The organism is Bradyrhizobium sp. 23AC, from assembly GCF_054863025.1.
On the sequence record NZ_JAVAYN010000001.1, the window covers coordinates 332,631 to 350,980 of the forward strand.

The window sequence follows — 18,350 nt, forward strand, 5'->3', positions numbered from 1 at the left end:
GAATGACAGCGGAGAGAGAGGCATGGATCGTGCCTCACTCAAGCAACCTCAAATCTTCTGATTGTACTCGCCGACCTCGGGATGCGTGCGCAGCACGCTGTTCACCATCTCGAACATGTCGTGCATGCGCTGCTCGGAGACCGGGCTCTCGACCACGACGACGAGCTCGGGCTTGTTCGAGGAGGCGCGCACCAGGCCCCAGCTACCGTCCTCGACCGTGACGCGCACGCCGTTGACCGTGACGAGATCGCGGATCGACTGTCCCCCGATCTTGGCACCCTTGGCCTGCAAGCCCTCGAAATGCTTCACCACCTGGTCGATGACGCCGTATTTGGTCTCGTCGGCGCAATGTGGCGACATGGTCGGCGACGACCATGTCTTCGGCAGTGCGTTCTTCAGGTCCGCCATCGACTTGCCCGGCGCGCGGTCGAGCATGTCGCAGATCGCGAGCGCCGACACCAGGCCGTCGTCATAGCCGCGTCCATAGGGCTTGTTGAAGAAGAAGTGGCCGGACTTCTCGAAGCCCGCCAGCGCGCCGGTCTCGTTGGTGCGGCGCTTCATGTAGGAATGGCCGGTCTTCCAATAGGCGACCTTCGCGCCCTGCTTCTGCAGCACCGGATCGGTGACGAACAGGCCGGTCGATTTCACGTCGACGATGAACTGCGCGTCCTTGTGGATCGCCGACATATCGCGCGCCAGCATCACGCCGACCTTGTCGGCAAAGATCTCCTCGCCGGTATTGTCGACGACGCCGCAGCGATCGCCGTCGCCGTCGAAGCCGAGGCCGACATCGGCCTTGTGATGCAGCACCGCATCGCGGATCGCGTGCAACATCTCCATGTCTTCGGGGTTTGGATTGTATTTCGGGAAGGTGTGGTCGAGCTCGGTGTCGAGCGGGATCACCTCGCAGCCGATCGCCTCCAGCACCTGCGGCGCGAAGGCGCCGGCGGTGCCGTTGCCGCAGGCCGCGACCACCTTGAGCTTGCGCGTCAGCTTCGGACGAGAGGTGAGGTCGGCGATGTAGCGCGCCGGGTAGTTCTCGTGGAACTGGTAGGAGCCGCCGGCCTTGTTCTTGAACTCCGCGTTCAGAACGATCTCCTTCAGCCGCGTCATCTCGTCGGGACCGAAGGTCAGCGGACGGTTGGCGCCCATCTTCACGCCGGTCCAGCCATTGTCGTTGTGCGAGGCGGTCACCATCGCGCAGCAGGGCACGTCGAGGTCGAACTGCGCGAAATAGGCCATCGGCGTCACGGCAAGGCCGATGTCATGCACCTTGCAGCCCGCCGCCATCAGACCGGAGATCAGCGCGTATTTGATCGAGGCCGAATAGCCACGGAAATCGTGGCCAGTAACGATCTCCTGCTTCACGCCGAGCTCGGCGATCAGCGCGCCCAGCCCCATGCCGAGCGCCTGCACACCCATCAGGTTGATTTCCTTCTGGAACAACCAGCGCGCGTCGTATTCGCGAAAGCCCGTGGGCTTCACCATCGGCTCGGATTCGAAGGCGTAGGTGTTGGGCAGCAATACGGATTTCGGCTTGGGGAACATTGAGACGGTCTCGTGAAAAAGGGCAGGAATTGATGCAGCCTTAGCGAATGCCAGGCCGCAGCGGAAGGCGGGAATGAAGGCTTATGGCCGATAATTGCGGCAGTTTGGTAACGAAGAAACGTTACCGCAGAGGCGGTCGAGGCAAATAGCTATCTTGAAATGGACGGCGCTTGATCGCGAAAGGCTCCGCTTATTGCTCCAGCACCATCTGGCCGTTGGAATATTCGAAGCGCTTCAGGCGGGAGAGGAAGGAGAGGCCGAGCAGGTTCTCCGATAGCGCCTCGTCGGGCAGCACCATGGCATCGACGTCGCGCACGACGAGACCGCCGACCTCGAGCATGGCGATGCGGGTGCGCGCGGCCTTGATGGTGCCGTTGGCGGTGGAGACGGTGGCGTTGTAATCGCTGCGCGAGGGACGCAGACCAAAGCGGGCCGCCGAGGTCTCATTCAGCGCAACCACGGAGGCGCCGGTGTCGAGCATGAAGCCGATGCGCTGGCCGTCGATCCTGCCTTCTGTCTGGAAATGACCGCGGCCATCGCGAGAAATTGCGACGCTGCGCCCCCCGGCAGGCGCGGTTGCCGCGACGGCGACCGCGGTGCGCGGCACCGAGGTTGCGGAGGCGGAGCTCATCTTGTCCGCCATCTGCGCCATGAAGGTGCCAAGGCCGATCATGACGGCTGCGACGATCATAATGTTACGCATCACACCACTTCCGAGCCGGAAAGCTCGACTTCACCACGCGACACGCCAAGCCGCGAGCATTGCTGCGGCCAGAGCAATGCTATTTTGACGAAAAGGATGAGCGAACGGTTAATGGGGATTCACGTCCCGCGCGGCTTGGCGCGTCGGGTCGGCACTGCGCTGGCCGGATCGTCCGGCCAGGGATGACGGGGATAGCGGCCGCGCAGGTCGGAACGGACCGCGGCGTAGCTGCCGCGCCAGAAACCGGGAAGATCGCGCGTCACCTGCACCGGGCGCTGCGCCGGCGACAGCAATTCCAGCACCAGCGGCACCTTGCCCGCGGCGATCGAGGGATGGCTGTTGAGGCCGAACAATTCCTGCAGCCGCACCGCGATGGTCGGCCCCTGCTCGGCCTCGTAGTCGATCGCGAGCACGCTTCCGGTCGGCGCCTCGAAATGCGTCGGCGCCTCGCGATCGAGCCGCGCGCGCATCTCCCACGGCAGCAGCGCCATCAGGGCGTCGGAGAGATCGCCGGGCGAAATGTCCTTGAGCGCGATCTTGTCGTAGAGCGCCGGCACCAGCCAGTCGTCGCGGCGCGCGATCAATCCGTCGTCGGACAGATCGGGCCAGCTGTCGCCCTCGGCCTTGCGCAGGAACATCACCCGGTCGCGCCATTGCTTTGCAGCCTTCGACCAGGGCAGCCGATCAAGGCCGGCGGCGATCAATCCATCCGCGAAGATGCGCGCGGTGTCCTCGGAGGGCGAGACGGCAAGTGTCGCTTCGGACAGCGTGATCGCATGCAGCACGCGCTTGCGCCGCGCGCGCAGCGCCATCGCGCCGCGGTCGAACGAAATCTCGTCGGCGCTCTCGATATGCTCGGCGAAATGCCGCTCGATCTCGCTCTCAGTGATCTGCGCGGCGAGCAGGATACGCCCGCTCGCCGCCGTCCCGGTCATCTCGCCGATCGCGATGTAGGGCGCGCGGGCAAGCGAGGATGTCTGCTCGACGGCGGCGCCACGGCCGTTGGCCAGCACGAAACTGCCATTGCCGCGATTGCGCGCGACGCGATCGGGGAAGGCATAGGCGAGCATCAAGCCGGTCGAGAGATCATCCTGCGGCCCCGCCTTCTCCGACGCCGCCACTTGCGAGGCCCAGCGCCGCGCCAGATCGCGCGCGCTGGCGGCGCGCGGCGAACGGTCGCGGCGAAACTGGTCGCGCCGATGCTCGAGATCGACGCTGTCGCCGCCAAGCCCGCGCTCGGTGATGATGGCCGCGATCTCGGCGGCGGCTTCGCCCTCGCCTGCGCGATGCGAATCCACGATCATGCGCGCCAGCCGCGGCGGCAGCGCCAGTGCACGCAGGCTTTTTCCCTCTGCGGTGATGCGGCCATCGCCATCGAGTGCGTTGAGCTCGGAGAGGAGGCTTTTTGCCTCTTTCCACGCGGGCGCCGGCGGCGGATCGAGGAATGACAGCGCGGCGGGATCGCTGACGCCCCATTGCGCGAGATCGAGCACCAGCGAAGATAGGTCGGCGCTCAAAATTTCCGGCTGGGTGTAGGGCGCGAGCGAAGCCGTCTGCGGCTCGTCCCAGAGCCTGTAGCAGACACCTGGCTCGGTGCGGCCGGCGCGACCGCGGCGCTGATCCACTGCCGCGCGCGCGGCGCGCACGGTCTCGAGCCGGGTCAGCCCGATGTCCGGCTCGTAGCGCGGCACGCGGGCAAGACCGGAATCGACCACGATGCGTACGCCTTCGATCGTCAGCGAGGTCTCCGCGATCGATGTCGCCAGCACCACCTTGCGCATGCCTTTGGGAGCAGGCGAAATGGCGCGATCCTGCACGGCGGCGTCGAGCGCACCGAACAGCGGCACGATTTCGATGCTGGCGTCCTGCACGCGTTCGCTGAGAAAGTTCTGGGTGCGACGGATTTCGGCGGCGCCCGGCAGGAATGCCAGCACGGAGCCGCTGTCGGCACGCAGCGCCGATGCAATCGCATCCGCCATCTGCCGCTCAATGGGCACATCCGCCTTGCGGCCGAGATAGCGCGTCTCGACGGGGAAGGCGCGGCCCTCGCTCTCGACGACGGGTGCATCGCCAAGCAGCTTTGCGACGCGCGCACCATCGAGCGTTGCCGACATCACGAGGATGCGCAAGTCCTCGCGCAGGCCGGTTTGGGCGTCACGGGCCAGCGCCAGGCCCATGTCGGCATCGAGCGAGCGCTCGTGGAATTCGTCGAACAGGATGGCGGCAACGCCTGACAGTTCGGGATCGTCGAGGATCTGGCGGGTGAAGATGCCCTCGGTCACCACCTCGATGCGCGTGGTGCGCGAGATCTTCGAGCCGAACCGGACGCGGTAGCCGACGGTCTCGCCGGCGCGTTCGCCCAGCGATTTGGCCATGCGGTCGGCACTGGCCCGCGCCGCGATGCGCCGCGGCTCCAGCACGATGATCTTCTTAGCCTTCGTCCAGGGCGCATCGAGCAAGGCCAGCGGCACCCGCGTGGTCTTGCCGGCCCCGGGCGGCGCCACCAGCACGGCGGCATTGTTGGACTCCAGCGTGCGCGACAAATCATCGAGCACGGCATCGATCGGAAGGGGTGTGTCGAAACTGCGGGGCAAGATCTCGCATCCGTCATCACCCGCCTTGCGCGCCGGGCGGGTGATCCAGTCAACTCAGATCCCGATCATCACGAAGATCGGGATTACTGGATACCCCGCCTACGCGGGGTATGACAATCGTGTGTGGCGATCAGCCCTGCACAGGCGGGCGGCCGATGCTGTCATAGGTGAAGCCGGCGGCTTCCATGTCTTCGGGGCGGTAGATGTTGCGCAGGTCGACGACCACGGGCTGCGCCATGACGCTCTTCAGCCGGTCGAGATCGAGCGCACGGAACTGCACCCATTCGGTGACGATGACGAGCGCGTCGGCACCTTGCGCGCAGGAATAGGCGTTCTCGCAATAGGTGATATCGGGCAACTCGCCCTTGGCCTGCTCCATGCCGACGGGATCGAACGCCTTGACCGTCGCGCCCATGTCGATCAGGCCCGTCACCAGCGGGATCGACGGCGCATCGCGCATGTCGTCGGTGTCGGGCTTGAAGGTGAGGCCGAGCACCGCAATGGTCTTGCCGCGCAGCGAGCCGCCGAGCGCCTGGCTGACCTTGCGCGCCATCGCGCGCTTGCGATTTTCGTTCACGGCCAGCACGGATTCGACGATGCGCAAGGAGACGTCGTAATCCTGCGCGATCTTGATCAGCGCCTTGGTGTCCTTCGGGAAGCACGAGCCGCCGAACCCGGGACCGGCATGCAGGAATTTGGTGCCGATGCGGTTGTCCAGGCCAATGCCGCGCGCGACCTCCTGGACGTTGGCGCCGGCTTTTTCGGAGAGATCGGCGATCTCGTTGATGAAGGTGATCTTGGTCGCGAGGAATGCGTTGGCGGCGTATTTGATCATTTCGGCGGTGCGACGCTCCGTGAACATCAGCGGCGCCTGGTTCAACGACAGAGGACGGTAGATGTCGCCCATCACCTTGCGGCCGCGCTCGTCGGAGGTGCCGACCACAACGCGATCGGGAAATTTGAAGTCACGGATCGCCGCGCCCTCGCGCAGAAACTCTGGATTGGATGCGACCACGACGTCGGCGTTGGGATTGGTCTCGCGGATGATGCGCTCGACCTCGTCGCCGGTACCGACCGGCACGGTCGACTTCGTCACCACGACGGTGAAACCGGTGAGCGACCGCGCGATCTCTTTCGCTGCGGCGTAGACATAGGAGAGGTCGGCGTGGCCGTCGCCGCGGCGCGACGGCGTGCCGACCGCGATGAACACGGCGTCGGCATCGGCGACCGGCTTGGACAAATCGGTGGTGAAGTCGAGCCGCTTGGCCTTGACGTTGGTCGCGACCAGCTCGTCGAGGCCGGGCTCGTAGATCGGGATCTCGCCGCGATGAAGCGCCGCGATCTTCTTCTCGTCCTTGTCGACGCAGGTGACGTCGTGACCGAAATCAGCAAAGCAGGCTCCGGACACCAGTCCCACATAACCCGTGCCGATCATCGCGATGCGCATGAAAATCCCTGTTTTAGATTGGTTAACGAAACCCCGACACGGGGCGGTTTAGCATTTTCCCGAGGGGAGGGAACAGTCCGCAGGCAAAAAAGCGGCATGGGAATTGAACCGGTAAAGAAGTCGGAAACCGTGCAGGCCCCACACTGCCCCGCACCCGAACAGGACGGGGCGGAACGCGCCTCGAAAAGAGACACCATGGCACCATCTGGCACAATTGCAGGGAGCGGAGGCAGCCAATCCCCCTCTGCCGCGCGTGTCGACTGGATCGACTACGCCAAGGGCATTTGCATCATCATGGTCGTGATGATGCATTCGGTGCTGGGGGTCGAGCTCGCCGCCGGCGAGACCGGTTTCATGCATGTCGCCGTGGCCTTCGCAAAGCCGTTCCGGATGCCGGATTTCTTCCTGATCTCGGGCCTGTTCCTGCCGCTGGTGATCGATCGGGACTGGCGAACCTATCTCGACCGCAAGGTGGTGCATTTCGCCTATTTCTATGTCGTCTGGGTGACAATCCAGTTCGGCTTCAAGGCGCCGGCTTTCGCGGCGGAGACGAGCTGGCACCACGTTGGTCTCTTGTATCTCGAATCCTTCGTCGAGCCGTTCGGCACGCTGTGGTTCATCTATCTGCTGCCGGTCTTCTTCATCGTCACAAAACTGACACGCAAATTCCCGCCGCTCGCGATCTGGCTGGTCGCCGCTGCCCTGGAGACAGCCCGGATCTCGACCGGCTGGACCGCGATCGACGAGTTCTGCTCACGCTTCGTCTATTTCTATTCGGGCTATCTGTTCGCGCCTCACGTGTTCGCATTGTCGGATCGCGCGAGGAAACATCCCGCCCTTGCGCTTGCAGCGCTCGCGACCTGGGTGCTGGTCAATGCCGGCCTGGTCGCGTCGGGGGCCAGCGAATGGAAGATCGTCTCGCTCGTGCTCGGCTTTGCCGGTGCCTGCGCCATCATCACGATGGGCACGCTGCTCGCACGCGCGCAGTGGCTGAACTTCTTCCGCTTCTGCGGCGAGCATTCGATCGTGATCTATCTCGCCTTCTTCCTGCCGATGGCGGCGACGCGAACGCTGCTGCTGCGCACCGGCATCATTCCCGACATCGGCACGGTTTCGCTGATCGTCACCGTCGCCGGCGTGCTCGGAGCGCTCGCGATCTGGCGGGGCGCCTTGCTGTTCAATGCGCACTTCCTGTTCGAACGGCCGGATGCGTTCTGGATTGCGCCGAAGAAGGCTGGGCCGGTGTTGCAGGCGGCGGAGTAGTCACGCTCTCGCTGTCGTCGCCCGGCTTGACCGGGCGACCCAGTATTCCAGAGACAGTCGTTGTCGACCGATAGTCCGCGGCGTACTGGATTCCCCGCTTCCGCGGGGAATGACAGCGGGGGATAGCGGCGCCAGCAAGCCAAAAATCCCCCTCCCAAGGCTGTCAAAGCCCGCAAAAATTCATACATTGCGGCCATGCCAAAGACCTCCCCGAAGACCTCCGCCAAAGCCGATACCCCCACTGCCGCGCCAGCTGCTGCCAAACCGGTTGCGGCCAAACCGGTTGCAGCAAAGCCGGCCGGCAAGGGCGACCACATCTTCCTGGTCGACGGTTCCGGCTACATCTTTCGCGCCTATCACGCGCTGCCGCCGCTGAACCGCAAGTCCGACGGCCTGCAGGTCAACGCCGTGCTCGGTTTCTGCAACATGCTGTGGAAGCTGCTCCGCGACATGCCGGAAGACAACCGGCCGACGCACCTCGCGATCATCTTCGACAAGTCGGAGGTCACGTTCCGCAACAAGATCTACCCCGAGTACAAGGCCCACCGGGCGCCGGCGCCTGACGATCTCATCCCGCAATTTGCTCTGATCCGCGAGGCGGTCCGCGCCTTCGACCTGCCCTGCCTGGAACAAGTGGGCTTCGAGGCCGACGACCTGATCGCAACCTATGTGCGGCAGGCCTGCGAGCGCGGCGCCAGCGCGACCATCGTGTCCTCCGACAAGGATTTGATGCAGCTCGTCACCGATTGCGTCACCATGTACGACACCATGAAGGATCGCCGCATCGGCATCCCAGAGGTGATCGAGAAATTCGGGGTGCCGCCGGAGAAGGTGGTCGAAGTGCAGGCGCTGGCCGGCGATTCCACCGACAACGTGCCCGGCGTGCCCGGCATCGGCATCAAGACTGCCGCGCAGCTGATCACCGAATATGGCGACCTCGACCAACTGCTGTTCCGCGCCACCGAGATCAAGCAGCCGAAGCGGCGCGAGGCGCTGATCGAGAATGCCGAGAAGGCGCGAATCTCACGCAAGCTGGTGCTGCTCGATGACAAGGTCGCACTCGACGTGCCGCTCGACGACCTCGCCGTCCACGAGCCCGACGCGCGCAAGCTGATCGCCTTCCTGAAAGCCATGGAATTCACGACGCTGACACGGCGCGTCGCCGACTATTCGCAAATCGATCCCGCCAATGTCGATGCCGACCCTGGCTATGCCAGCGGCGCCAGCGTGTTCACGACGCTGCCGCCCTCGGATGTCGTGCCTGCGCCGGGCGGCGATACGTCGGCGCAAGCCCGGGCGAAAGAGCCCAACAAGTCAGCGGGCAAGGAGGACAAGGCTGCGAGCCCGAAGGGCGCGCCGATCTCGCTGGCCGCCGCGCGCGAAGAGGCGTTGCGCAAGCTTCCAGTTGATCGCGCCAAATATCAAACGATCAAGTCGCTCAAGGAGCTCGACGCCTTCATCGCGCGCATCCACGATACCGGTCATGTCGCGGTCGAGATCCGCGGAAACTCGATCGATCCGATGCAGGCCGATTTCTGCGGCATCGCGCTGGCGCTGGCGCCGAACGAGGCCTGCTATGTGCCGCTGGCGCACAAGCAAGCTGGCGGCGGGGCCGGCCTGTTCGACGCCGGCCTTGCACCCGATCAGGTCAAGCATGCCGATGCGATCGAGGCGCTGCGGCCGGTGCTGGAATCGGCGGGCATTCTCAAGATCGGCTTCGATCTCAAATTCACCGCCGTGATGCTGGCGCAGCACGGCATCACCTTGCGCAACACCGACGATGCGCAGTTGATCTCCTACGTGCTCGATGCCGGCCGCGGCTCGCACGCGATCGAATCGCTGTCCGAGCGCTGGTTCGGTCACGCCATGCTGAAGGAGAGCGAGCTGCTCGGCAGCGGCAAGGGCAAGATCACCTTCGACCAGGTGCCGATCGACAAGGCCGCGGCGCTGTCGGCCGAAGGCGCCGACGTCGCCTTGCGCGTCTGGCGCGTGCTGAAGCCACGCCTCGTCGCCGAGCACATGACCGCGGTCTACGAGACGCTGGAGCGGCCGCTGGTCGCGGTGCTTGCGCGCATGGAGCGGCGCGGCATCTCGATCGACCGCCAGGTGCTGTCGCGGCTGTCCGGCGACTTCGCCCAGACCGCGGCCCGCGTCGAGGCCGAGATCCAGGAGATCGCGGGCGAGCCGGTCAATGTCGGCAGTCCCAAGCAGATCGGCGACATCCTGTTCGGCAAGATGGGATTGTCCGGTGGCACCAAGACCAAGACCGGGGCCTGGTCGACCACCGCGCAGGTGCTGGACGAGCTCGCCGAGCAGGGCCACGACTTCCCGAAGAAGATCCTCGAGTGGCGCCAGGTCTCCAAGCTGAAATCGACCTACACCGACGCGCTGCCGACCTACGTCAATCCGCAGACCCATCGCGTGCACACCACCTACGCGCTGGCCGCGACCACGACGGGCCGGCTGTCGTCGAACGAGCCGAATTTGCAAAACATCCCGGTGCGCACCGAGGACGGCCGCAAAATCCGACGCGCCTTCATCGCAACACCCGGGCACAAGCTGGTCTCCGCGGACTATTCGCAGATCGAGCTGCGGCTGCTGGCGGAGATCGCCGACATTCCCGTGCTGAAGCAGGCGTTCCGCGACGGTCTCGACATTCACGCCATGACAGCATCGGAAATGTTCGGTGTGCCGATCAAGGGCATGCCGAGCGAGATCCGCCGCCGCGCCAAGGCGATCAATTTCGGCATCATCTACGGCATCTCCGCGTTCGGCCTCGCCAACCAGCTCGGCATCGCCCGCGAGGAGGCCTCGGCCTACATCAAGAAATATTTCGAGCGCTTCCCCGGCATCCGCGCCTACATGGACGAGACGCGCGATTTCTGCCGGCAGAACGGCTATGTCACCACGCTGTTCGGCCGCAAATGCCACTATCCCGACATCAAGGCCTCCAACGCCTCGGTGCGTGCCTTCAACGAGCGCGCCGCGATCAACGCGCGGCTGCAGGGCACCGCTGCCGACATCATTCGCCGCGCCATGACACGGGTGGAGGATGCCCTCGCCGAGAAGAAGCTGTCGGCGCAGATGCTGCTGCAGGTGCACGACGAATTGATCTTCGAGGTGCCCGACGCCGAGGTCGAGGCGACGCTGCCCGTCGTACAGCACGTGATGCAGGACGCGCCCTTCCCGGCCGTGCTGCTGTCGGTGCCGTTGCACGTCGATGCGCGCGCGGCGAACAATTGGGACGAAGCGCATTGAGGCTGCTTTCCCCGGATGCTGCGCAGCGCGCCGCCCTTCGCGGCGTGGTGCGCTGCTGATCCGGGGCCCACGCCGCGCCAACTGGGTCCCGGCTCTGCGGCGCACCGTTTCACGCTGCGCCGCGTCCGGGACACGAGAGTTGAATTGTCCTCCGAGCAATTGCGCGATGGCCCGGGAAGGCCTCGCATATTAGAACCGTGCCATCTCCCGCACCGGTTCACCCATGCCCCACACCTCCGCCCTGCTCGGCTTCGCCCTCGTCTGCCTTGGCCTCGTGCTCACGCCGGGGCCGAACATGATCTACCTGATCTCGCGCTCGATCACGCAGGGGCCGGCGGCGGGCATCGTCTCGCTCGGCGGCGTCGCGCTCGGCTTCGTGTTCTACATGCTGTGCGCGGCGTTCGGCATCACCGCGCTGCTGCTCGCCATTCCCTTTGCCTATGACGCGCTGCGCTTTGCGGGTGCCGGCTATCTGCTCTGGCTTGCCTGGCAGGCGGTGAAACCGGGCGGACGCTCGCCGTTCCAGGTGAAGCAGCTCGCCATCGACAGTCCGCGCAAATTGTTCGCGATGGGTTTTGTCACCAACCTGCTCAACCCAAAGATCGCGATGCTTTATCTGGCGCTGCTGCCGCAGTTCATCGATCCCACCGCCGGCAGCGTGCTGACGCAGTCGGTCATGCTGGGGGCAATCCAGATCGCGATCAGCGTCAGCGTCAACGCGATGATCGCGCTCGCGGCGGGATCGATCGCGCAATTCCTGGCGAACCGGCCAAGCTGGATGCGGGTGCAGCGCTGGCTGATGGGCACGGTGCTGGCCGGGCTCGCGGTGCGGATGGCGGTCGAAGCGAAGAAGGTGTGAGGCACACTGTCATGCCCCGGCTTGACCGGAGCATCCAGTACGCCGCGGCCGCTCGGCTCAATCACCGCCGTCTCTGGAATACTGGGTCGCCCGGTCAAGCCGGGCGACGACAGCGTCAAATCAATCCAGCTTCGCGTCCATGCCCCGCTTCACCGCCGGGCGCGCCATCAAGGCCTCGTACCAGCGCTTGACGTTGGGGAAGTCGGCCAGCTCAACCTTGTGGCGAGGGTGGCGCCAGGCCCAGCCCAGGATGGCAAAATCGGCAACCGAGAGGTCGCCAGCGACGAAGTCGCGGCCGTCCAGCTGGCGGTCGAGCACGCCGTAGAGCCGGCGGGTCTCAGCCATGTAGCGCTTCAGGCCGTAGGCACGGTCCTGCTCGTTCTCGAGCGCGATGAAATGATGCACCTGGCCCGGCATCGGGCCGAAGCCGCCCATCTGCCACATCAGCCATTCATAGACCGGGATGCGGGCGCCCAGCGATTTCGGGAGGAATTTGCCGGTCTTTTCACCGAGATAGAGCAAGATCGCGCCTGATTCGAAGATGCTGACCGGCTTGCCGTCCGGGCCCTCGCGATCGACAATCGCAGGGATCTTGTTGTTCGGGGAGAGCTTGAGGAACCCTGGCGCCATCTGCTCGCCCTTGGTGATGTTCACCGGGATCACCTTGTAGGGCAGCCCCATCTCCTCCAGCGCGACCGAGATCTTGCGGCCGTTCGGCGTGTTCCAGGTGTGCAGCTCGATGGTCATGCCTTGCTTCCTTCCCCAACAGGTTCGGCATCCCACCTACTCCAGAACGTCGCGCCCCCACAACCGGCGGACCGGGATGGCCGATCCCTGTTGACGAGGGACGCCCCCTCTGGAATGTCGCGGCTGTCGCGGATAAATTCCGCCTCCTCCAAAAACGCTCCCGAGGGACCGCCGTGTCGAAATCAGCCTCCCGCGCCCGCCTGTTCGAAATCATCCGCCGGCGCTCATTCGGTCGCGGCGAGGTGACGCTCGCGTCGGGCCGCAAGAGCGATTTCTACTTCAACCTCAAGCCGACCATGCTCGACCCCGAGGGGGCGACCCTGCTCGCAGAGCTGACTTATGAGGCGCTGAAGGACGACAATCTCGATTTCATCGGCGGCCTCGAGATGGGCGCGGTGCCGCTCGCCGGCGCGCTGGCGCAGATCTCATGGATCAAGGGCCATCCGATCGCGGCGTTCTTCGTGCGCAAGAAGCCGAAGGAGCACGGCGCCAAGCTCGCGATCGAGGGCCTGCCAAGAGGCGAGACGCTCGAGGGCAAGCGCGTCGTGATCGTCGAGGACGTCACCACGACAGGCGGCTCGGCGATGAAGGCGGTGGAATCGGTGCGCGAGACCGGCGCCGAAGTGGTGCTGGTGCTGACCATGGTCGACCGCGAGGAAGGCGCCACCGACACGTTCGGTGCGGCCGGCCTGCCGTTCCGTTCGCTGTACAAGGCGTCGGAATTCTTGAAGGCCTGACGCGGCGAAACATCCCTCGCCGTCATGCGTCAGTGTGCCCCGGAAGCAACCATCCGTCCAAAGCTGCGCCCGGCCCTAAAGAGGCCACCGCCTCGTCTTGAAACCGCCTCTGCTCAACTGCTCATTTACCATCGCGCCTTATGGTGAATCATGTGCTGAGACCCCCTTGAGGTCCCAGCCGGTTCGGTAGCGTCGGGTGGAGTAAGCGTTTGCGTACAGTCCTGTCCCATGCGCGCCGGCGGCGTCGCGCGATGCTTGTGGCCGCCACCCTTGGAGCACCGCTGCTTGCGGCTCCCGCCCCGGTTTCGGCCGAAGGCCTGTTCGATTTCTTCTTCGGCGGCATGCAGCAGCAGCGGCCGCAGCGCGAGGTGCCGCAACAGGCGAACTCCTACGCCGATCCCTTCACCGGGCAGCAAAATGCCGCAACCCCGCAATATGTGCCGCCGACCCGCTCGGCGGCGGCTGGCGGCTCGGGCCCTGCGTTCTGCGTGCGCAGCTGCGACGGCAAATATTTTCCGCTGATGCGCGGCCTCGCCTCACCGACGCAGATGTGTCAGGCGTTCTGTCCTGCCAGCGCGACCAAGGTCTATTTCGGCTCCTCGATCGACGGCGCCGCGTCGCAGATCGGCGAGCGCTACGCCGACAGCGAGAACGCGTTCGCCTACCGCAAGGCGCTACGCGCCGATTGCACCTGCAACGGCCGCGAGCCGGTCGGCCTTGCCCCGGTCGATCTCGCGCTGGACTCCTCGCTGAAAGCCGGCGACGTGATCGCCACCACTGACGGCCTCGTCGCCTATACCGGCATCCGCGTCGGCAACGACCAGGCCGCCGACTTCACTCCGGTTGCCTCCTATCCCGGCCTCACCGCGCAAGTCCGCGCCCGCCTCGGCGAGATGAAGGTGGCCCCGGTGCGGGCAGAGACGGTGTCAGCAGATGCGCCGGCTGCGGAGATCGTGCGTGAAACGCTGCCCGATGTGACGGTGCCGAAGACGGCAAAGCCGGCGAAGCGGGCGGGGTTGGATTAAGTCACTCTCGTGTCCCGGACGCGGCGCAACGCTCTTTGGCGTTGCTGCGCGGAGCCGGGACCCAGAATGCCGCGAGCATGGGCCCCGGCTCTGCAGCGCACCGCTTAAGGAGCGCTGCGCCGCGTCCGGGGCACGAGACTATCGTCCGATGATCACCCCAATCACGTTCGGCGCCGCCAGATATTTCTCCTCGATCGCTGCGCGCGCGGCGGCGCGGTTGTCCGGCGTCAAGAGGCCGCGCTTCTCGGCCAGGATCATCCAGCAGAAGCCCCACCAATCCGTCAGCATGCCCTGATCGCCGACGAGGTCGTAGCCCTGCTCGGCCGCGAAGATGCGCGCATGCGCTTCGTCCAGCGTGTCCAGGAACAGATGATCCTCGGTCGAGAACAGGTCGTCGCTGACATCGTCGATGGTGTAGCCCCAGATCGACTGGCACACCGCGTTGAACTCGCGGTCGAACTGATCGTCATCGATCCTCTGGCGCCGGGCCGCCTGATGCAGCCGCGACAGCGAGCGCGCGAAATCGGCGATCCGGGTGAGGGCAAATTGATCGAAGGCGATGGTGGACATGTAGTCCTCGCAAAGTCTGACAGACGCTAGATATTGTATCGGCAACGCGCCGAATCACAATGATATATCAAAGACTTGCTAAAGTGTTCTTAATTTGTTCCGAACTCGGCGATTGTCCCCGTCAGTTTTGATCGCCCGAAATGAAAGGGGCCGCCTCGCAGCGGCCCCTTGCCGGTTACAATTCTTGTTCGGGATGAGAAATTCCAGCCCCGGCAAGCGCAAAGTTAGAGCCGGCAACGCGCTTGGGCGATTCCGGAAAACTACTGAACGTAGTGCTGTCCCAATTTTTGGCCTCAGGAGCAGCGTGAAGCCGCAATGGCGTGGACGCGGCGGTCGCCGAGCAGATGGGCGACAAAACCATTGGCCGGAAAGATCTTTGCGAAGGCGGCGTCGCGGATGCTGAGGCCGCCGGCATAGGCGCCGAACGCCGGCATCACCGCACGCATCCCGTCGGAGGCGAAGCAGCGGCGCTCCATCGAGCGGCCGCGCGCGGAGACGCGCGCCTTGGGATGGAGATGGCCGGCGATCTCGCCGCGCGCGCCGGTCGGCTCGTGGCGGAAGGTGATCGGGCCGATCGCGACCTCGTCGGCGACCGTGCCGCCGAGATCGCGCGGCAGCATGGGATCGTGATTGCCGGAAATCCAGATCCAGTCGCGGCCGGTCTGGAGCGCGGCGACGGCATCGCGATCGTCGGCCGACAACCGCTCATGCGCCGTGCGGTCGTGAAAGCTATCGCCGAGTGCGATCACGGTACGCGGATCATGGCGGGAGATGACAGCAGCGAGACGGCTCAGGGTCGCGAGCGTATCGTAAGGCGGCAGCAGCACGCCGCGGGTGGCGAAGCTGGAGCCTTTTTCCAGATGCAGGTCGGAGACGACGAGCAGGCGCTGCTCTTCCCAGAACAGGGCGCCGGAGAGATCGGCGGCGAAGGTCACATCGCTGATGGTGACTGTGGACACGCGCATGTCGTCGACATCTCCTGAAACCTGCGCGCCTGTCGTCACGTCTTACCCACTTCTATCCATCGCCTCTTTGACGAGCTCATCGGCGGCTTCTGCCAAAAGCTCGTCTGCAGCTTCGCCATAGACTGACTCGCGGCCGATTTCCAGCATCACGGGGACGGCGAGCGGGGAGACGCGGTCGAGTTCCCGGTGCGTGATGCGGCCGTGGATGCGGGCGAGCATGTCGCCGAGGCGGCGCAGATCGAGCAGGCCGGTGGCGGCATCGGCGCGCGCCGCGCGCAACAGCACGTGATCGGCCTGGTGTTTTCGCAAGACATCGTAGACCAGATCGGTCGAGAACAGCACCTGACGGCGGCTCTTCTCTTCGCCGGTGTGGCGGCGGGCGATCAGACCGGAGATGATCGCGCAGTTCCGGAAGGTGCGCTTCATCAGGGCGGATTCGGCGAGCCAGGCCTCGAGATCATCGCCGAGCATATCGGGGTCGAACAGCGCGTTGAGGTCGATCCGGCCATCACGGATCATGAAGGAGAGATCACCGAGCGCCCAGATCGCCACCGCATATTCGTTGGCGACGAAGCCGAGCGGCCGCGCGCGGGCGCGCTCCAGCCGGCGCGTCAGCAGCATGCCGAGGGTCTGATGCGCGAGACGGCCCTCGAAGGGATAGCAAACGATGTAGTGCTTGTTGGCGCGCGGAAAGCTCTCGACCAGGAGCTCGCAGACCGCCGGCACGCGCGAGACGTCTCTTTGCAGGGACAGCCAGTCGCGCACCTGCTCCGGCAAGCCGCCCCAGGCGCGGCCGTCATCGAGCAGCCGGCGCACGCGCTCGGCGAGATAGGTCGAAAGCGGAAACTTGCCGCCCATGTAGGACGGCACTTTCGGGTCCTTGTCGTTGGCGCGGGAGACATAGACTTGGTCTTCGACAAGGGTTTCATAGCGCACCACCTCGCCTGAGAACACGAAGGTGTCACCGGGGCTCAAGCCCTCGATGAAGGCTTCCTCGATCTCGCCGAGCAACCGACCCCCGCGCGCGATCACGCCGGTCGACCCCGCTCCGCCGCCGCGCGAACGCACCAGTCGCACCTTCAGCATGTCGTCCTCGACGATGGTGCCGACATTCATCCGGTAGCTCTGCCGCACCTTGGGATTGGCGACGCGCCAGCGCCCCTCCTTGTCCTGCTTGATGCGGGCGAAGCGTTCATAGGTCTTCAGCGCATAGCCGCCGGAGGCGACGAAATCGACGACGTCATCGAAATCCGTCCGCGACAAGTCTGCGTAAGGCGCGGCGGTGCGCACTTCGGCATACAGATCATCAGAAAGGAACGGCTCGCCGCAGGCACAGCCGAGCACGTGCTGAGCCAGCACGTCGAGCGCGCCGGTGCGCAAGGGTGGCGTGTCCTGCGCGTTCTCGGCAATGGCATCGATGGCGACCCGGCACTCCAGCACTTCAAACCGGTTGGCCGGCACCAGCACCGCGCGCGAGGCCTCGTCGAGGCGGTGGTTGGCGCGGCCGATCCGCTGCATCAGGCGCGAGGAGCCCTTGGGCGCACCGATATTGACGACGAGATCGACATCTCCCCAGTCGACGCCGAGATCGAGCGAGGAGGTGCAGACCACACCGCGCAGGCGTCCCGCCGACATGGCGTCCTCGACCTTGCGGCGCTGCGCGACGTCGAGCGAGCCGTGATGCAGCGCGATCGCGAGCCCGTCGTCATTCATGCTCCAGAGATTCTGGAATAGCATCTCGGCCTGGTTGCGGGTGTTGACGAAGACCAGCGTGGTCTTGTTCGCCTTGATCAGCTCGTAGATCTCAGGAAGCGCATGGCGCGCGCTGTGGCCCGCCCAGGGCAGGCGCTCGCGCGTATCCAGCATCTCGACCAGCGGCGGCGCCGCGCCGCCGGCGATGACGATGTCGGCTGCTCGCTCCCTGCCGTCGGGCTGCGGCACCAGGAAGCGCGCGAGCTGATCCGGCTCGGCCACCGTCGCCGACAGCCCGATCGCGCGCATCTGCGGCGCCAGCCGCCACAGCCGCGCGAGCCCGAGCGAGAGCAGATCGCCGCGCTTGGACGTCACCAGCGCGTGCAGCTCGTCGAGCACGATCCGCTTCAGCGAGGAGAACAGGAACGGGGCATCATCCGAGGACAGCAGCAGGGCGAGCTGCTCGGGCGTCGTCAGCAACACATCAGGCGGATAACGCCGTTGCCGCTGCCGCCGCGACACCGGCGTGTCGCCGGTGCGGGTCTCGACCTTGATCGGCAGCGCCATCTCCGCAATCGGCCGCTCCAGATTGCGCGCGATGTCGACGGCAAGCGCCTTCAGCGGCGAGATGTAGAGGGTGTGCAGGCCGCCGGTCCGCTGCACGCTGCGGCCGGTGGATACGAGGCTCTGTTTCTCACCCGCCTTCCGTTCGGCTGCCTCGGTCGAAAGCTCCACCAGCGTCGGCAGGAATCCCGCCAACGTTTTGCCGGCGCCGGTCGGTGCGATCAGCAGCGCGCTAGCGTCCTCGCGCGCCTTCTCCAGCAGCGCCAATTGATGCGCGCGCGGCGACCAGCCACGGGCTGCGAACCACGCCTTGAAGCGGTCGGGCAGCAGCGCAGGCGTCTCGGCCGATGTTTGGAGGATACGAGGCGGCACAGCATG

The 18,350-nt window shown here is 65.3% G+C and carries 13 protein-coding genes; 5 read left to right on the forward strand and 8 right to left on the reverse strand.

Annotated features, from left to right (window positions below; all coding sequences use genetic code 11):
• Positions 1 to 48: 48 nt before the first annotated feature.
• The 4 genes from RAD10_RS01600 to RAD10_RS01615 form a co-directional block, all read right to left on the reverse strand.
• Positions 49 to 1,548: a phosphomannomutase/phosphoglucomutase gene (locus tag RAD10_RS01600; RefSeq protein WP_461616058.1), complete on the reverse strand. Its 1,500-nt coding sequence runs from the start codon at positions 1,546 to 1,548 to the stop codon at positions 49 to 51.
• A gap of 190 nt (positions 1,549 to 1,738) precedes the next feature.
• Positions 1,739 to 2,251: a TIGR02281 family clan AA aspartic protease gene (locus RAD10_RS01605; protein WP_461616059.1), complete on the reverse strand. Its 513-nt coding sequence runs from the start codon at positions 2,249 to 2,251 to the stop codon at positions 1,739 to 1,741.
• A 119-nt stretch (positions 2,252 to 2,370) separates the two neighbouring features.
• Complete coding sequence (gene hrpB / locus RAD10_RS01610) at positions 2,371 to 4,845, reverse strand: ATP-dependent helicase HrpB (protein ID WP_461616060.1); 2,475 nt, start codon at positions 4,843 to 4,845, stop codon at positions 2,371 to 2,373.
• 130 nt (positions 4,846 to 4,975) lie between these two features.
• Complete coding sequence (locus RAD10_RS01615) at positions 4,976 to 6,292, reverse strand: UDP-glucose dehydrogenase family protein (RefSeq protein WP_461616061.1); 1,317 nt, start codon at positions 6,290 to 6,292, stop codon at positions 4,976 to 4,978.
• Between the two features lie 195 nt (positions 6,293 to 6,487).
• On the opposite strand from RAD10_RS01615, the gene RAD10_RS01620 reads away from it, so the two are divergent.
• The 3 genes from RAD10_RS01620 to RAD10_RS01630 all read left to right on the forward strand — a co-directional run bounded on the left by RAD10_RS01620 (position 6,488) and on the right by RAD10_RS01630 (position 11,672).
• On the forward strand, positions 6,488 to 7,555 hold the full coding sequence (locus RAD10_RS01620) for an acyltransferase family protein (RefSeq protein ID WP_461616062.1): 1,068 nt from the start codon (positions 6,488 to 6,490) through the stop codon (positions 7,553 to 7,555).
• A 195-nt stretch (positions 7,556 to 7,750) separates the two neighbouring features.
• The gene (gene polA / locus RAD10_RS01625; RefSeq protein WP_461616063.1) at positions 7,751 to 10,813 is read left to right on the forward strand and encodes a DNA polymerase I; all 3,063 of its coding nucleotides are present in this window, start codon (positions 7,751 to 7,753) and stop codon (positions 10,811 to 10,813) included.
• Between the two features lie 223 nt (positions 10,814 to 11,036).
• Positions 11,037 to 11,672 carry a LysE family translocator gene (locus tag RAD10_RS01630; RefSeq protein ID WP_461616064.1) on the forward strand — a complete coding sequence of 212 codons (636 nt, stop codon included), beginning with the start codon at positions 11,037 to 11,039 and terminating at the stop codon, positions 11,670 to 11,672.
• A 120-nt stretch (positions 11,673 to 11,792) separates the two neighbouring features.
• On the opposite strand, the gene RAD10_RS01635 is transcribed toward RAD10_RS01630, so the two are convergent.
• Positions 11,793 to 12,419 (reverse strand): glutathione S-transferase family protein, encoded by a 627-nt coding sequence (locus tag RAD10_RS01635; RefSeq protein ID WP_461616065.1) that lies wholly within the window; start codon positions 12,417 to 12,419, stop codon positions 11,793 to 11,795.
• A 173-nt stretch (positions 12,420 to 12,592) separates the two neighbouring features.
• Here RAD10_RS01635 and pyrE point away from each other — a divergent pair, with 173 nt between their 5' ends.
• Both pyrE and RAD10_RS01645 read left to right on the forward strand, forming a co-directional pair.
• Complete coding sequence (pyrE, locus tag RAD10_RS01640; RefSeq protein ID WP_008136514.1) at positions 12,593 to 13,156, forward strand: orotate phosphoribosyltransferase; 564 nt, start codon at positions 12,593 to 12,595, stop codon at positions 13,154 to 13,156.
• Between the two features lie 251 nt (positions 13,157 to 13,407).
• Positions 13,408 to 14,181 carry a DUF2865 domain-containing protein gene (locus tag RAD10_RS01645; protein ID WP_461616066.1) on the forward strand — a complete coding sequence of 258 codons (774 nt, stop codon included), beginning with the start codon at positions 13,408 to 13,410 and terminating at the stop codon, positions 14,179 to 14,181.
• 138 nt (positions 14,182 to 14,319) lie between these two features.
• Here the strand turns inward: RAD10_RS01645 and RAD10_RS01650 are convergent, their stop codons facing one another.
• The 3 genes from RAD10_RS01650 to RAD10_RS01660 all read right to left on the reverse strand — a co-directional run bounded on the left by RAD10_RS01650 (position 14,320) and on the right by RAD10_RS01660 (position 18,344).
• Positions 14,320 to 14,751 carry a hypothetical protein gene (locus RAD10_RS01650; RefSeq protein ID WP_038973194.1) on the reverse strand — a complete coding sequence of 144 codons (432 nt, stop codon included), beginning with the start codon at positions 14,749 to 14,751 and terminating at the stop codon, positions 14,320 to 14,322.
• A 293-nt stretch (positions 14,752 to 15,044) separates the two neighbouring features.
• Positions 15,045 to 15,716 (reverse strand): ligase-associated DNA damage response endonuclease PdeM, encoded by a 672-nt coding sequence (gene pdeM / locus RAD10_RS01655; protein ID WP_461616067.1) that lies wholly within the window; start codon positions 15,714 to 15,716, stop codon positions 15,045 to 15,047.
• Between the two features lie 42 nt (positions 15,717 to 15,758).
• Positions 15,759 to 18,344, reverse strand: coding sequence for a ligase-associated DNA damage response DEXH box helicase (locus tag RAD10_RS01660; protein ID WP_461616068.1), 2,586 nt, complete (start codon positions 18,342 to 18,344; stop codon positions 15,759 to 15,761).
• Between the last annotated feature and the right edge of the window lie 6 nt (positions 18,345 to 18,350).

Excerpts from the sequence above, each read along its gene's own strand:
- RAD10_RS01600 (WP_461616058.1), bottom strand. The coding sequence starts at position 1,548 with ATGTTCCCCAAGCCGAAATCCGTATTGCTGCCCAACACCTACGCCTTC.
- RAD10_RS01605 (WP_461616059.1), bottom strand. The coding sequence starts at position 2,251 with ATGCGTAACATTATGATCGTCGCAGCCGTCATGATCGGCCTTGGCACC.
- RAD10_RS01615 (WP_461616061.1), bottom strand. The coding sequence starts at position 6,292 with ATGCGCATCGCGATGATCGGCACGGGTTATGTGGGACTGGTGTCCGGA.
- RAD10_RS01620 (WP_461616062.1), top strand. The coding sequence starts at position 6,488 with ATGGCACCATCTGGCACAATTGCAGGGAGCGGAGGCAGCCAATCCCCC.
- polA (WP_461616063.1), top strand. The coding sequence starts at position 7,751 with ATGCCAAAGACCTCCCCGAAGACCTCCGCCAAAGCCGATACCCCCACT.
- RAD10_RS01630 (WP_461616064.1), top strand. The coding sequence starts at position 11,037 with ATGCCCCACACCTCCGCCCTGCTCGGCTTCGCCCTCGTCTGCCTTGGC.
- RAD10_RS01635 (WP_461616065.1), bottom strand. The coding sequence starts at position 12,419 with ATGACCATCGAGCTGCACACCTGGAACACGCCGAACGGCCGCAAGATC.
- RAD10_RS01645 (WP_461616066.1), top strand. The coding sequence starts at position 13,408 with ATGCTTGTGGCCGCCACCCTTGGAGCACCGCTGCTTGCGGCTCCCGCC.
- RAD10_RS01650 (WP_038973194.1), bottom strand. The coding sequence starts at position 14,751 with ATGTCCACCATCGCCTTCGATCAATTTGCCCTCACCCGGATCGCCGAT.
- pdeM (WP_461616067.1), bottom strand. The coding sequence starts at position 15,716 with ATGCGCGTGTCCACAGTCACCATCAGCGATGTGACCTTCGCCGCCGAT.